The organism is Streptomyces sp. NPDC090022 (genome assembly GCF_044748145.1).
Classification (GTDB): domain Bacteria; phylum Actinomycetota; class Actinomycetes; order Streptomycetales; family Streptomycetaceae; genus Streptomyces.
The window spans coordinates 14487-27152 of record NZ_JBIVFN010000040.1 but is presented as its reverse complement, the minus strand read 5'-3'; the positions used below and the strand labels follow the sequence as shown (position 1 = coordinate 27152).

Here is a 12666-nt window from a genome sequence, read left to right as displayed (position 1 = left end):
CAGCCAGGATACCCGGCGCTTCGCTCTGAGCCCAATCCGGGCCGGTCGCGCTGCTAGCGGCCCTGCTCGTACGCCCGCAGCCGGTCGAGGTCGATCATGCTCGTGTCGAAGAAGCTGGTCTCGTCGAGCCCCTGCTGCGGCACCTGCGGGTACGGGTGCGGCTGCGGCTGGTGCGGCTGCTGCTGGTGCGGCTGCTGCTGGTGCGGCTGCTGCTGGTAGGCGGCGTACGGGTCGCCCTGCTGGGCGTACTGCTGCTGCGGGGGTTGCTGGGGCGCCTGCGCGTAGGCGGCCGCCGCGTACGGGTCCGGCTGCGGGTATCCCCCGTACGGGTCCTGGTACACCGGCTGCTGGTAGGAGTACGTCTCGTACACGGGTTCCGGCTCCGGTGCGCCCTGGGCCGGGATCGCCACCGGGGCCCCCGGCTCGGCCAGCCCCGCCAGGAAGTCCGCGTCGCTGCCCGAGCGCGACGACGCCGGGCCGCCCGCCGCGTCCTGCGCCGCGATGTGCGCCCCGAGGTCCTCGTCGGGCAGCCGGCCCAGCAGCTTCTGCCGGCCCCGCCCGACGGCCTCCAGGGTCTTGGAGAGCACCGCCTCGAAGGTCGCGAGCTTGGCGTCCACGTACGCGTCGGCCTGCCGGGTGCGGGTCTCGGGGTCGTGGCTGCGCTCGGGCGCCTCGGCGTCCGCGTGGCCGTGCTCGTCCGTACCCGGGCCGCGGCCGAGGAGCTTCTCGCGGCCGCGGTCGACCGAACCGATGGTCTTGGTGAGGACGACCTCGAAGTTCGCCAGCTTGCTGTCGACGTAGTCGTCGGCCTCGGCCCTGATCTCGGCGGCCTCGCGGCGGGCCTGCGCCAGGATCCGGTCCGCCTCCTGTTGCGAGCGGCGGGCGACCTCGGTGTCGGAGACCAGCGAGCCGCGCTGGGCGTGCGCCGACTCGATGATCCGCTCCGCCTCCCGGCGGGCGTCCTCCACCATCCGCTCACGGCCGCCGATCAGCTCCTGGGCCTGGGCGAGCGAGCCGGGCAGTGCCCGGCGCACCTCGTCGAGCAGGGCGAGCAGCTCCGCACGGTTGATCACGCAGGAGGCCGACATCGGCATGGAGCGCGCCCGGTCGACCGCCGTCACGATCTCGTCGAGCTTCTTCTGCACGTCCATGGGGTGCTCGCACTCTCTCGGCCCCGGCTGGTTTCCCGGGACGGACGGGACGACTGTACGGCCGCCGGCCGGCCCCGGGACACCGGTCTCCGGGGTCAGCGACTGGCCAAACGTTCCATCAGTGCGGCGTGCACGTGCGGCGGCAGCAGGTGGGCCACGTCGCCGCCCCAGGACGCGACCTCCTTGACCAGCGAGGAGGACAGGAAGCTGTAGGTGGGGATGGTCGGCACGAACAGCGTCTCGACGCCCGACAGGCCCATGTTCATCTGGGCCATCTGGAGCTCGTAGTCGAAGTCGCTGACGGCGCGCAGGCCCTTGACGATGGCCGGGATCTCCCGCTGCTTGCAGAAGTCGACGAGCAGCCCGCGGAAGGCCTCGACCTGGACGTTCCCGTACTCGGCCGTCGCCTCGCGGATCAGTTCGATCCGCTCCTCGACGGTGAACAGGCCCTGCTTCGTCTCGTTGATCCCCACGGCCACGTGCACGACGTCGTACAGCCTGGAGGCGCGTCCGATGACGTCGAGGTGACCGTTGTGGATGGGATCGAAGGACCCCGGACAGACGGCGCGGCGCAACTGAACCCCCTCGTTCATGAGTCTTCGCTGGTGAAGGCGGCGCGGCCGTACCACAGGGTGCCCTCGCCGTACTTGCGCGACCGGAGCGGCTCGAAGCCCTCGGGCCACGGGAAGGCGCCGCTCCGGGTGCTGCGCTCCACGGTGACGAGCGCGTCGTCCGTGAGCCAGCCATTGGACCGGAGTGTGAGCAGGATCTCCCGAAGATCGTCATGGCTGACGACGTACGGCGGGTCCAGGAAGACGATGTCGTACGGCTCCCCGGAGGCCGCGGCCGCCACGATCTGCTCGGCCTTGCCGGCCCGGAACTCGGCGCCGGGCAGGCCCAGGGCCTTGATGTTCTCCCGGATGGCGCGGGCGGCCTTGGCGTCCGCCTCGACGAGCAGGGTGTGGGCCGCGCCCCGGGAGAGCGCCTCCAGGCCGACCGCGCCGGAGCCGCCGTACAGGTCGAGGACGCGGGCCCCGTCGAGGCCGTGCAGCGACTCCCAGGTGGAGAACAGGCCCTCGCGCGCCCGGTCCGAGGTGGGCCGGGTGCCGGTGCCGGGCGGCACGGCCAGGCGTCGCCCGCCGGCGGTGCCGGCGATCACGCGGGTCATCTGGGGTCCTTGTCGTCTGCGGGGTCGGGTCGGGCCGGGCCGTCCCGTCGGGGGACGGCCCGCCCCCATTGTCAGCCCTTCTCCAGGAACCGCTCCCGCTCGGTGTCCAGCAGGGCGTCCAGCGCCGTGCGCAGCCCGGGCAGGTCGGCGAGCTCGGGGTCGGCGTCGACCACGCGGGTGGCCTCCTCCCGGGCCTGGGCGATGACCTCCTCGTCCTCGATGACGGACAGCACGCGCAGCGAGGACCGCACGCCCGACTGGGCCTGGCCCAGCACGTCGCCCTCGCGGCGCTGTTCGAGGTCGATACGGGAGAGCTCGAAGCCGTCGAGGGTGGCGGCGACGGCGGCCAGCCGCGCCCGGGCGGGGCTGGCCTCGGGCATCTCGCTGACCAGCAGGCACAGCCCGGCCGCCGAGCCGCGCCCGACCCGGCCGCGCAGCTGGTGCAGCTGGGAGACGCCGAACCGGTCCGCGTCCATGATCACCATCACGGTGGAGTTCGGGACGTTGACGCCGACCTCGATGACGGTGGTGGCGACCAGCACCGTGACCTCGCCGGCAGCGAAGCGGCGCATGACGTCGTCCTTGTCGGCCGGGTCCATCCGGCCGTGCAGCACCTCGACGGACAGCCCGGCGAGCGGGCCGGCGGTGAGCTGCGCGGCGATGTCGAGGACGGCGAGCGGCGGCCGCTTCTCGGCCTCGTCCTCGGCGGAGGCCTTCTTCTTCCCGCCCTTGGTCTCCTCCTCGTCGTCGCCGATGCGCGGGCACACCACGTACGCCTGGTGGCCGCCCTCGACCTCCTCGCGGACCCGCTCCCAGGCGCGGGTGAGGAAGTGCGGCTTGTCCTTGGCGGGCACCACGTGGGTGACGATCGGGGAGCGCCCGGCGGGCAGCTGGTCCAGGACCGAGGTCTCCAGATCGCCGAACACGGTCATCGCGACCGTGCGCGGGATGGGGGTGGCGGTCATCACCAGCAGGTGCGGGGGCTGCTTGCCCTTCGAGCGCAGGGCGTCGCGCTGCTCCACGCCGAAGCGGTGCTGTTCGTCGACGACGACCAGGCCGAGGTCGTGGAACTGCACCTTGTCCTCGATCAGGGCGTGCGTGCCGATGACGATCCCGGCCTCGCCGGTGACCAGGTCGAGAAGTGCCTGCCGGCGCGCGGCCGTGCCCATCGAGCCGGTCAGCAGGACCACCTTGGTGCCCTGCTCCGAGCCGCCGAGCATGCCGCCTTCGGCGAGCTCGCCCATCATCTCGGTGATGGAGCGGTGGTGCTGCTGGGCGAGCACCTCGGTGGGCGCGAGCATGGCCGCCTGGCCGCCGCAGTCGACGACGGCGAGCATCGCCCGCAGGGCCACCATGGTCTTGCCGGAACCGACCTCGCCCTGGAGGAGGCGGTGCATGGGGTGGTCGGTGGCCAGGTCGTCGAAGATCTCGCGGGAGACCTTCTGCTGGCCGTCGGTCAGGGTGAAGGGGAGCTTGGCGTCGAAGGCGTCGAGCAGTCCGCCGGGGGCGGGGCGGCGCGGGACGGCGGGCAGCTGGGTGTCGGCGTGCCGGCGGCGGGCCAGGGCGACCTGGAGGACGAAGGCCTCGTCCCACTTGAGGCGGTCGCGGGCGCGGGCGATGTCGGCCTTGGTGCGCGGACGGTGGATCTGGTGCAGGGCCTCGGGGAGGGTGAGCATGCCGCGGCCCTCGCGCAGGGCGGGCGGCAGCGGGTCGAGGGCGTCCGCGGCGCCGGGGAGCACCGCGTCGACGGCCTTGGAGATCTTCCAGGTCTCCAGCTTCCCGCAGGCCGGGTAGATCGGGATGAGCTGGTTGGCGAAGGCGTCCACCGCGTCGCGGTCCGTGCCGTCGCCGCCGTCGCCGCCGAGCAGCTCGTACGCGGGGTGCGAGAGCTGGAGCCTGCGGTTGAACATGCCCACCTTGCCCGCGAACATCGCGCGGGTGCCCGGCAGCAGTTCTTTGTGCGGCTTGTGGACGCCGGAGCCGAAGAAGACCAGCTGGAGCCGGCCGGCGCCGTCGGTGATCGTGACTTCCAGGCGGCGGCCGCGGCCGCCGTTGAAGGTCAGCACGCGGGCGTCGGCGACCTGCGCGACGACCGTCACGTGTTCGTCCAGCTGGTCGGCGAGCTCGGCGAGCGGGGTCAGCTCGCCGCGTTCGGCGTACCGCCGGGGGTAGTGGTGCAGCAGGTCGCCGACCGTGTGCAGGCCGAGCTGCTCGGCCAGCACCTTGGCGGTGGCGGGGCCGAGCGTCTTCTTCAGTGGTTCGTCGAGCGCGGGCACGTGCTCCATTGCACACCATGGGTGTGACAGGGCGGCTACTCCACCCCGATGAGCAGGGGGGCCGAGTAGCGGCCGCCGCGGTAGGTGACGGTGTCCACGGCCAGGTGCCCGCCTCGTACGTACGCCGCCAGCCGGTCGGCGAGCGCGTCCGGCACCTCGGGGCCCAGGACCAGGGTGACCAGTTCGCCGCCGGAGCCCAGCATGCGGTCCAGGACCGCCTCGGCGGTCTCCGGCAGCCCGGCACCGATCACCGCGACGTCGCCGTCGATGAGGCCGAGGACGTCGCCGGCCTGGCAGATGCCGGCGGAGGTGAAGGACTGCCGTTCGGCGACGGCCAGTTCCGCGTAGCGGGTGGCCCCGGCCGCCGCGGTCATGGCGACCACGTCCTCGTCGAAGCTGCCGTCGGGGTCGTGCACGGCGAGGGCGGCCAGCCCCTGGACCGCGGAGCGGGTGGGGATGACGGCGACCCGTACGCCCTCGGCGCGGGCCGCTTCGGCGGCCTCGGTGGCGGCCCGGCGCCATTCGGCGTCGTGGGGCAGCAGCACCACCTCGCGGGCGTGTGCGCGGCGTACGGCGTCGGCGACCTCGGCGGCGCTCGGCGGCTCGCCGGGGCGGGCGAGCACGGTGGTCGCGCCCGCCTCCCCGCAGAGCCCGGCCAGGCCCTCGCCGGGGACCACGGCGACGACGGCCCGCTGGGCGCGTTCGGCGCGGGCCCGCTGCCGGGCGTCGTCGGCGAAGTGCGTGATGCGGATCCGGTACGGCCGCCCGGCCTCCACGCCGGCCTCCACGGCGGCCCCGGGGTCGTCGACGTGGACGTGGACGTTCCACAGCCCGTCGCCGCCGACCACGACCAGGGAGTCCCCGAGCCCGTCCAGCCGGGCGCGCAGGGTGTCCACGGCCGGCTCCGCGGCCTCCAGCAGGTAGATCACCTCGTACGCGGGCCCGCCCCCGAGTTCGTGTGCGCAGGACTCGGCGGGGCGCGGCAGGGGCACCGACCGTCCGGGGACCGGATCGGCGGCCGGTTCCTGTCCGGACAGCGCCTGCCACAGCGCCCCGAGGACGGCGACCAGGCCGCAGCCGCCCGCGTCGACGACCCCGGCCCTGCCGAGGACGGCGAGCTGGGCGGGGGTCTTCTCCAGGGCGGTGCGGGCCGCGTCGTAGGCGGCCCGGGCCACGGCGGCCGGCGCCCCGGCGGTGGTCTCGGCGGCCCGCGCGGCGGCGCCGGCGACGGTGAGCATGGTGCCCTCGACGGGGTGGGCGACCGCCTTGTAGGCGGATTCGGCGGCCCGGGTCAGGGCGTGGGCGAGCCGCGCGCCCGGCTCCTGGCCGGCGGTCTCCGGGACGCCGAGCACGTCGGCCATGCCGCGCAGCAGCTGCGCGAGGATGGTGCCCGAGTTGCCGCGTGCGCCTATGAGGGCGCCGTGCGCGTAGGCCGTCACGGCCTCGGCGAGGGAGGCGGCGGCCGTGGTCCCGCTCACGTGCCCGGCGTCGCAGGCCGCCTCGACCTCGCGGGCGGCCGATTCGGCGGTCAGGTAGAGGTTGGTGCCGGTGTCGGCGTCGGCGACCGGGTAGACGTTGATCGCGTCGATGTCCTCGCGGGCCCGGCCCAGGGCGGTCAGGGCCAGGGAGCTCCAGGTGCGCACCACATCGGCGTCGAGGGTGTGCGACTCGTGCGGCACCGGGCGTTCCTCCTCGTGCGGGCTGGGGTTCACCGCAGGGTAACGAAGGGCGGGGCGGCCGCTGCGGGGTCCATGGTAGTTTTCCTGTACGGGAGCAGCCGTTGTATGCTGCTCCGGTTGCCCAGCGAAAGCTGGGCCATTCCCCCGGCAAACCACTTCGGACTTATCGATTCCGGTGCGCCGGATTCACTGTAATTGCACCTGAAGTCTTTGGAGTGACCTGTGGCTGCCAACTGCGACGTTTGCGCCAAGGGGCCGAGCTTCGGCAACAACATCTCCCACTCGCACCGCCGCACCTCGCGTCGCTGGAACCCGAACATCCAGCGCGTTCGTGCCGTGGTCAATGGGACGCCGAAGCGCCTCAACGCCTGCACCTCGTGCATCAAGGCCGGCAAGGTCTCGCGCTGACGCTCCCGTCGTAGCGCAGCCCTTCCGGTTGCCAAGAAGGCCGGTCCACCTCGGTGGACCGGCCTTTTGCCTTGCCCCGAAGAGCCTGGCGGGGCGGGCGGGGCTACGCGCGCCAGCGCCAGGCGTGGTCGACCGGGCCGATGCCGCCGCCCAGCGCGAAGCCGCCCTTGATCGCTCCGGTGACGTACTCCTTGGCCGCCGTGGCGGCCTCCGGCACGTCCAGGCCCCGGGCCAGCCCCGCGGCCAGCGCGGCGGCCAGCGTGCACCCGGTGCCGTGGGTGTGCCGGTTGTCGTAGCGGGGCGAGCGCAGCCACAGCCGGCGCTCGCCGTCGGTGAGCAGGTCCGCGGCCTCGCCGCCGTGCGCCGCGAGGTGCCCGCCCTTGACCAGCGCCCAGCGCGGCCCGTACCCGAGCACCGCCTCGGCGGCCCGGTACATGTCGTCCTCGCTCTCCACGGCCACGCCGGTGAGCTGCCGCACCTCGTCGAGGTTGGGCGTGGCCACGGTGGCCCGCGGCAGCAGGGCGGTGCGGACGGCGTCCAGCGCGGACGCGGCGAGCAGGGTGTCCCCGTGCTTGGAGACCCCCACGGGGTCGACCACGACCGGGGCGCCGGTGCCGGCCAGCAGCTCCGCCACGGTCTCCACGAGCGCGGCGGAGGAGAGCATCCCCGTCTTGACCGCGTGGACGCCGATGTCGTCCACGACGGCCCGGTACTGGGCCGTGACGGCCTCGGCGGGCAGCTCCCAGGCTCCCTGTACGCCCGTCGAGTTCTGGGCGGTCACGGCGGTCACCACGCTCATCCCGTGCACGCCGAGCGCCTGCATGGTCTTGAGGTCGGCCTGGATGCCCGCGCCGCCGCCGGAGTCGGATCCGGCGACGGTCAGGCACAGCGCGGGTGCCGCGCTCATCGCAGCGGCTCCTCGGTGACGTCGCCGCCGAAGTGGTCCCAGCCGCCGGTGCTGGTCCAGGGGGCGCCGTCGACGGTCACCTGGGGCTGGGCGGAGGGGTTGAGCACCTCTCCGATGACCTTCCAGCGGGCCGGCAGCTTCACGTCCGGCGGGAAGGTGGCGACGATGGCGTGGTCCTCTCCCCCGGTGAGCACCCACTGGAGCGGGTCCACGCCGACGGCCTGGCCGATGTCGTGCATCTGCGTGGGGATGTCCACGGCGCCGGACCGGATGTCGATGCGGACCTTGCTGGCCTCGGCGATGTGCCCGAGGTCGGCGATCAGGCCGTCGCTGACGTCCGTCATGGCGGTGGCGCCGAGTCCGGCGGCCGCGGGGCCCGCGTGGTACGGCGGCTCGGGGCGCCGGTGCGCCTCGACGAAGGCCCGCGGGGAGCGGAAGCCCCGGGAGAGCACCGCGAAGCCGGCGGCGGACCAGCCCAGCCAGCCGGTGACGGCGACGACGTCGCCGGGCTGGGCGCCGGAGCGCGTGACCGGCTCGTGGTTGCGCAGATCGCCGAGGGCGGTGATGGCGACGGTGATGGTGTCGCCCCGTACGACGTCCCCGCCGACCACGGCCGCGCCCGCGACCTGGCACTCGTCGCGGATGCCGTCCATCAGCTCGGTGGGCCAGGTGACCGGCAGCTCGGCGGGCACCACGAGACCGAGCAGCAGCGCGGTCGGGACGGCGCCCATGGCCGCGATGTCGGCCAGGTTCTGGGCGGCGGCCTTGCGGCCGACGTCGTAGGCGGTGGACCAGTCGCGCCGGAAGTGCCGGCCCTCCAGCAGGATGTCCGTGCTGGCCACCACGCGCCGGTCCGGGGCCGACACCACCGCGGCGTCGTCACCGGGCCCGAGCCGGACCGCCGGGGTGCTGGTGAGCCGGGAGGTGAGCTCCCTGATGAGCCCGAACTCCCCGAGCTCGCCCACAGTGCCCTTCATCGCTGTGCTCCTTCTGGCCCAGTCCGCTTGCGGTCGCGAGCCGTCACAGCTCTGGGTACCGTCAACAGATACGTCAACTTCTGCTCTGCGTACGCCCCGCTGCGCGCGGCGCCGGACCCGCGGGTCTCCCCGCGGCATGCGACGACGCGGTACCGTGGCGTCCCTTCTCCCCCGGGCCCACCCGATTTCCCTGGGCCCATCCGAAGGGTAGGGGAAATGATCCTCGTGGCCGCCCTGGAGGTTCCGTGGTACAGGCGTACATCCTCATCCAGACCGAGGTGGGCAAGGCGTCGGTGGTCGCCGAGGCCATCGGCAAGATCCAGGGGGTGATCCAGGCCGAGGACGTGACCGGGCCGTACGACGTGATCGTGCGCGCCCAGGCCGACACCGTGGACGAGCTCGGCCGCATGGTGGTCGCCAAGGTCCAGCAGGTGGAAGGGATCACCCGCACCCTGACCTGCCCCGTGGTCCATCTGTAGCCCCCGTCTACTCTTGGCCGGTGATGTCCCTGCACCGCCGGTCCCGCCGTCTGCCCGCCCTGGTCGCCGCGCTGGTCCTCGCGGGCTGCGCGCCCGGCGACCGCGAGGCGCGGGTGGAACCGCCGCCCACGCCGCCCGCCGCGGTCGCGGGGCTCTGTGCCGCGCTGCACGAGGAGCTCCCGGACCGGGTGGCGGGCCTCGCGCGCGGCGAGACCGCTCCGCGCTCGGACCTGACCGCCGCGTGGGGCGGCTCGGCGATCGTACTGTGGTGCGGGATCCCCCGGCCCCGCGAGATGGCCGATCCGAAGCAGGAGGGCGTCCACGTCAACGGCGTCGCCTGGCTGCTGGAGCAGCTCCCCGCGGCCGAGGGCGGCGGTTTCCGGTTCACGACCGGGGGCCGGATGGCCTATGTCCAGGTGACGGTGGACAAGGAGCACGCCAAGGACGCCGGGATGCTGGTCGGTCTCTCGGACGCGATCGCGAAGACCGTGCCCGAGGGCATCGCCTCGTACTGAGGCGGCGTACGGAAGCCGCGTACGGGACCCCGTGGCGGGGTCCCGTACGCGGCGCCGTCGGGTGCCGGTACCGCTCTAGCGCAGCCCGGTGGAGCGGCGCAGGGCGGCCTGGACGAGGCGGTCGACCAGCTCGGGGTAGCCGATGCCGGTCTCCTGCCACATCCGCGGGTACATGGAGATCGGGGTGAACCCGGGCATGGTGTTGATCTCGTTGATCACGAAGGTGCCGTCCTCGGTGAGGAAGAAGTCGGCACGCACCAGGCCCTCGCAGGAGGCGGCGTCGAAGGCCTCGACCGCCAGCCGCTGGACCTCGGCGGTCTGCTCCGGGGTGAGCGGGGCGGGCACGATCCCGGAGGCGGAGTCGATGTACTTGGCCTCGAAGTCGTAGAAGTCGTGGCTGGAGACCGGCGGGATCTCGGCGGGGACGCTGGCGCGCGGCCCGTCCTCGAACTCCAGGACGCCGCACTCGATCTCGCGGCCGCGCAGCAGCGCCTCCACGATGATCTTCGGATCGTGGCGGCGGGCCTCCTCGATCGCGTCCTCCAGGCCGGTGACGTCCTCGACCTTGGTGATGCCGATGGAGGAGCCGGCGCGGGCGGGCTTCACGAACAGCGGCCAGCCGTGCTCGCCGGCGAAGTCCACGATCCGGCGGCGGGCGCCGGCGGCGTCCTGCTCCCACTCGCGGGGGCGGATGGTCACGTACGGGCCGACGGGCAGCCCGAAGGAGGTGAACACCCGCTTCATGTAGTCCTTGTCCTGGCCGACGGCCGAGGCCAGGACGCCGGAGCCGACGTACGGGATGCCGGAGAGTTCCAGGAGGCCCTGCAGGGTGCCGTCCTCGCCGTACGGGCCGTGCAGCACCGGGAAGACCACGTCGACCTCGCCCAGGGCCTTGGGGATGGCGCCGGGTTCGGTGTAGACGACCTCGCGGCTGGCCGGGTCGACGGGGAGGATCACACCGCCGTCGGAGTCGGCGAGCTCGTCGACGTTCGGGAGCCTGCCGTCGGTGATGGCCATGCGCTCGGGCGCGTCGGCGGTCAGCGCCCACCGGCCGTCCGTGGTGATGCCGATGGGCAGCACCTCGTACTTGGTGCGGTCGATGGAGCGCAGGACGGCGCCCGCGGTGACCACCGAGATGGCATGTTCGGAGCTGCGGCCGCCGAACACGACGGCCACACGCGGCTTGCGACCCTGCTGCTCAGGGCTCTGGGAGGAGTTCTCGCTGCTCATATCGGCTTGAGACTACCCGCTCGGTGGCACGGGAAGGTGTCAGCGGCGTTCCGGTTTCGCACTGCGGGACATCAGGTCCTTGAGCGCGAGGAGCGGCGGCTTGCCGTTGTGGACGATGTCCACGACGGTGTCGGTGATGGGCATGTCCACCCCGTGCCGGCGGGCCAGATCGGCCACGGACTCGCAGGACTTGACGCCCTCGGCGGTCTGCTTGGTGACCGCGATGGTCTCCTCCAGGGTCATCCCGCGGCCCAGGTTCGTGCCGAAGGTGTGGTTCCGGGAGAGCGGCGAGGAGCAGGTCGCGACGAGGTCGCCGAGGCCGGCGAGGCCGGAGAAGGTGAGCGGGTCGGCACCCATCGCCAGGCCCAGCCGCGTGGTTTCGGCCAGGCCCCGGGTGATGAGGGAGCCCTTGGTGTTGTCGCCCAGGCCCATGCCGTCCGCGATGCCGACGGCGAGGCCGATGACGTTCTTGACGGCGCCGCCGAGCTCGCAGCCGACCACGTCGGTGTTGGTGTAGGGGCGGAAGTACGGGGTGTGGCAGGCCGCCTGGAGGCGCTGGGCGACGGCCTCGTCGACGCAGGCGACGACGGAGGCGGCGGGCTGCCGGGCGGCGATCTCGCGGGCCAGGTTGGGGCCGGTGACGACGGCGACCCGGTGCGCGGGGACCTTGGCGACCTCCTCGATGACCTCGCTCATCCGCTTGGCGGTGCCGAGTTCGATGCCCTTCATCAGGGAGACGAGGACGGTGTCGGGGGCCAGCAGCGGAGCCCACTCGGCGAGGTTGCCGCGCAGGGTCTGCGAGGGGATGGCCAGCACGGTGAAGTCGGCGCCGTGCGCGGCCTCGGCCGGGTCGGTGGTGGCCCTGAGGCCCTCCGGGAGCTCGACGCCGGGCAGGTAGTCGGGGTTGGTCCGGCCGGTGTTGACGGCGTCGGCGAGCTCGGGGCGGCGGCCCCACAGGGTCACCTCGCAGCCGGCGTCGGCCAGGACCATGCCGAAGGCGGTGCCCCAGGAGCCCGTTCCGAAGACGGCGACCTTCACGGGACGTGTCACTTGCTGCCCTCTCCCGCGGCCTTGCGCCGCTGTTCCGCCCTGGCCCTGCGGTGGTCGTACGGCTGCGCGGGGGCCTTCTCGCCGCGCAGTTCCTCCAGCAGTTCGGTGATGGCCGCCATGATGACCTCGGTGGCGGCCTTGAGGACCTCCGGGGTGGGCTCGCGGTCGTAGAACTCGGAGAGGTCCACGGGCGGTCCGGCGAGCACCTTGAGCGTCTTGCGGGGGAACAGGCTGAGCTTGTTCTCCTGGGCGTACGGCGGCATCGCCAGGTTGGCGCCCCACTGGGCCACCGGGATGACGGGCGCCCTGGTGATCAGGGCGACCCGGGCGGCGCCGGTCTTCCCGGCCATCGGCCACTGGTCCGGGTCGCGGGTGAGGGTGCCCTCGGGGTAGAAGGCCACGCACTCGCCGCGCTCGATGGCGTCCACGGCGGCCCGGAACGCGTCCAGGGCGTTGGTGGTCTCGCGGTACACGGGGATCTGGCCGGTGCCGTGCAGGATCGACCCGACGACGGGCGCCTTGAAGAGGGCGGCCTTGGCGAGCAGGCGGGGCACCCGGCCGGTGTTGTACTGGAAGTGCGCGTAGGAGAGCGGGTCCAGATACGAGTTGTGATTGACCGCGGTGATGAATCCGCCGTCGGCCGGAATGTGCTCCATTCCCCGCCAGTCCCGCTTGAACAGCACTACCAGCGGCGGTTTTGCGATGACCGCCGCCAGGCGGTACCAGAAGCCGATTCTGCGGCGGGACACGCGTACACCTTCCTCTCGGACCGGTGCGGTTCTCGGGCACCCGGTCGGCCGGACAAGTGTCGCCCCAGGTCCGGTCT

The 12666-nt window shown here is 73.2% G+C and carries 13 protein-coding genes; 3 read left to right on the top strand and 10 right to left on the bottom strand.

Annotation, left to right across the window (positions count from 1 at the left end):
- Positions 1-53: 53 nt before the first annotated feature.
- The 5 genes from ACIPXB_RS36135 to ACIPXB_RS36115 form a co-directional block, all read right to left on the bottom strand.
- A complete protein-coding gene (locus ACIPXB_RS36135; RefSeq protein ID WP_401457070.1) occupies positions 54-1151 on the bottom strand; it encodes a cell division initiation protein in 1098 nt (365 codons plus the stop codon).
- A gap of 95 nt (positions 1152-1246) precedes the next feature.
- Complete coding sequence (gene coaD / locus ACIPXB_RS36130) at positions 1247-1726, bottom strand: pantetheine-phosphate adenylyltransferase (protein ID WP_401457095.1); 480 nt, start codon at positions 1724-1726, stop codon at positions 1247-1249.
- 14 nt (positions 1727-1740) lie between these two features.
- Positions 1741-2319 (bottom strand): 16S rRNA (guanine(966)-N(2))-methyltransferase RsmD, encoded by a 579-nt coding sequence (rsmD, locus tag ACIPXB_RS36125; protein WP_401457068.1) that lies wholly within the window; start codon positions 2317-2319, stop codon positions 1741-1743.
- A gap of 71 nt (positions 2320-2390) precedes the next feature.
- Positions 2391-4604: an ATP-dependent DNA helicase RecG gene (gene recG, locus ACIPXB_RS36120; RefSeq protein WP_401457067.1), complete on the bottom strand. Its 2214-nt coding sequence runs from the start codon at positions 4602-4604 to the stop codon at positions 2391-2393.
- Positions 4605-4630: 26 nt separating this feature from the next.
- Complete coding sequence (locus ACIPXB_RS36115; protein WP_401457093.1) at positions 4631-6274, bottom strand: DAK2 domain-containing protein; 1644 nt, start codon at positions 6272-6274, stop codon at positions 4631-4633.
- 222 nt (positions 6275-6496) lie between these two features.
- Here ACIPXB_RS36115 and rpmB point away from each other — a divergent pair, with 222 nt between their 5' ends.
- Entirely contained in the window at positions 6497-6682 is a 186-nt protein-coding gene (rpmB, locus tag ACIPXB_RS36110; RefSeq protein WP_007266795.1) for a 50S ribosomal protein L28, read from the top strand.
- A 103-nt stretch (positions 6683-6785) separates the two neighbouring features.
- Here rpmB and thiD read toward each other — a convergent pair whose 3' ends face one another.
- Positions 6786-7589 carry a bifunctional hydroxymethylpyrimidine kinase/phosphomethylpyrimidine kinase gene (thiD, locus tag ACIPXB_RS36105; protein WP_401457064.1) on the bottom strand — a complete coding sequence of 268 codons (804 nt, stop codon included), beginning with the start codon at positions 7587-7589 and terminating at the stop codon, positions 6786-6788.
- A complete protein-coding gene (locus ACIPXB_RS36100; protein WP_401457063.1) occupies positions 7586-8566 on the bottom strand; it encodes a thiamine-phosphate kinase in 981 nt (326 codons plus the stop codon). Before ACIPXB_RS36100 ends, thiD begins: the two co-directional genes overlap by 4 nt.
- 245 nt (positions 8567-8811) lie before the next feature.
- Between ACIPXB_RS36100 and ACIPXB_RS36095 the strand changes: the two genes are divergently transcribed.
- Both ACIPXB_RS36095 and ACIPXB_RS36090 read left to right on the top strand, forming a co-directional pair.
- On the top strand, positions 8812-9045 hold the full coding sequence (locus ACIPXB_RS36095; protein WP_401457061.1) for an Lrp/AsnC ligand binding domain-containing protein: 234 nt from the start codon (positions 8812-8814) through the stop codon (positions 9043-9045).
- A 23-nt stretch (positions 9046-9068) separates the two neighbouring features.
- Positions 9069-9560 carry a DUF3515 family protein gene (locus tag ACIPXB_RS36090; RefSeq protein ID WP_401457059.1) on the top strand — a complete coding sequence of 164 codons (492 nt, stop codon included), beginning with the start codon at positions 9069-9071 and terminating at the stop codon, positions 9558-9560.
- Between the two features lie 75 nt (positions 9561-9635).
- Here ACIPXB_RS36090 and ACIPXB_RS36085 read toward each other — a convergent pair whose 3' ends face one another.
- Genes ACIPXB_RS36085 through ACIPXB_RS36075 form a run of 3 tightly spaced genes read right to left on the bottom strand, consistent with a single transcriptional unit; the run spans position 9636 to position 12589 of the window.
- The gene (locus tag ACIPXB_RS36085) at positions 9636-10790 is read right to left on the bottom strand and encodes a D-alanine--D-alanine ligase family protein (RefSeq protein ID WP_401457057.1); all 1155 of its coding nucleotides are present in this window, start codon (positions 10788-10790) and stop codon (positions 9636-9638) included.
- Positions 10791-10829: 39 nt separating this feature from the next.
- On the bottom strand, positions 10830-11840 hold the full coding sequence (locus ACIPXB_RS36080) for an NAD(P)H-dependent glycerol-3-phosphate dehydrogenase (RefSeq protein ID WP_401457056.1): 1011 nt from the start codon (positions 11838-11840) through the stop codon (positions 10830-10832).
- Positions 11837-12589, bottom strand: a complete 753-nt coding sequence (locus ACIPXB_RS36075) for a lysophospholipid acyltransferase family protein (protein WP_401457053.1) — start codon at positions 12587-12589, stop codon at positions 11837-11839. The genes ACIPXB_RS36080 and ACIPXB_RS36075 overlap by 4 nt, the downstream gene beginning before the upstream one ends.
- Between the last annotated feature and the right edge of the window lie 77 nt (positions 12590-12666).

Excerpts from the sequence above, each read along its gene's own strand:
- ACIPXB_RS36135 (WP_401457070.1), bottom strand. The coding sequence starts at position 1,151 with ATGGACGTGCAGAAGAAGCTCGACGAGATCGTGACGGCGGTCGACCGG.
- rsmD (WP_401457068.1), bottom strand. The coding sequence starts at position 2,319 with ATGACCCGCGTGATCGCCGGCACCGCCGGCGGGCGACGCCTGGCCGTG.
- recG (WP_401457067.1), bottom strand. The coding sequence starts at position 4,604 with ATGGAGCACGTGCCCGCGCTCGACGAACCACTGAAGAAGACGCTCGGC.
- thiD (WP_401457064.1), bottom strand. The coding sequence starts at position 7,589 with ATGAGCGCGGCACCCGCGCTGTGCCTGACCGTCGCCGGATCCGACTCC.
- ACIPXB_RS36100 (WP_401457063.1), bottom strand. The coding sequence starts at position 8,566 with ATGAAGGGCACTGTGGGCGAGCTCGGGGAGTTCGGGCTCATCAGGGAG.
- ACIPXB_RS36090 (WP_401457059.1), top strand. The coding sequence starts at position 9,069 with ATGTCCCTGCACCGCCGGTCCCGCCGTCTGCCCGCCCTGGTCGCCGCG.
- ACIPXB_RS36085 (WP_401457057.1), bottom strand. The coding sequence starts at position 10,790 with ATGAGCAGCGAGAACTCCTCCCAGAGCCCTGAGCAGCAGGGTCGCAAG.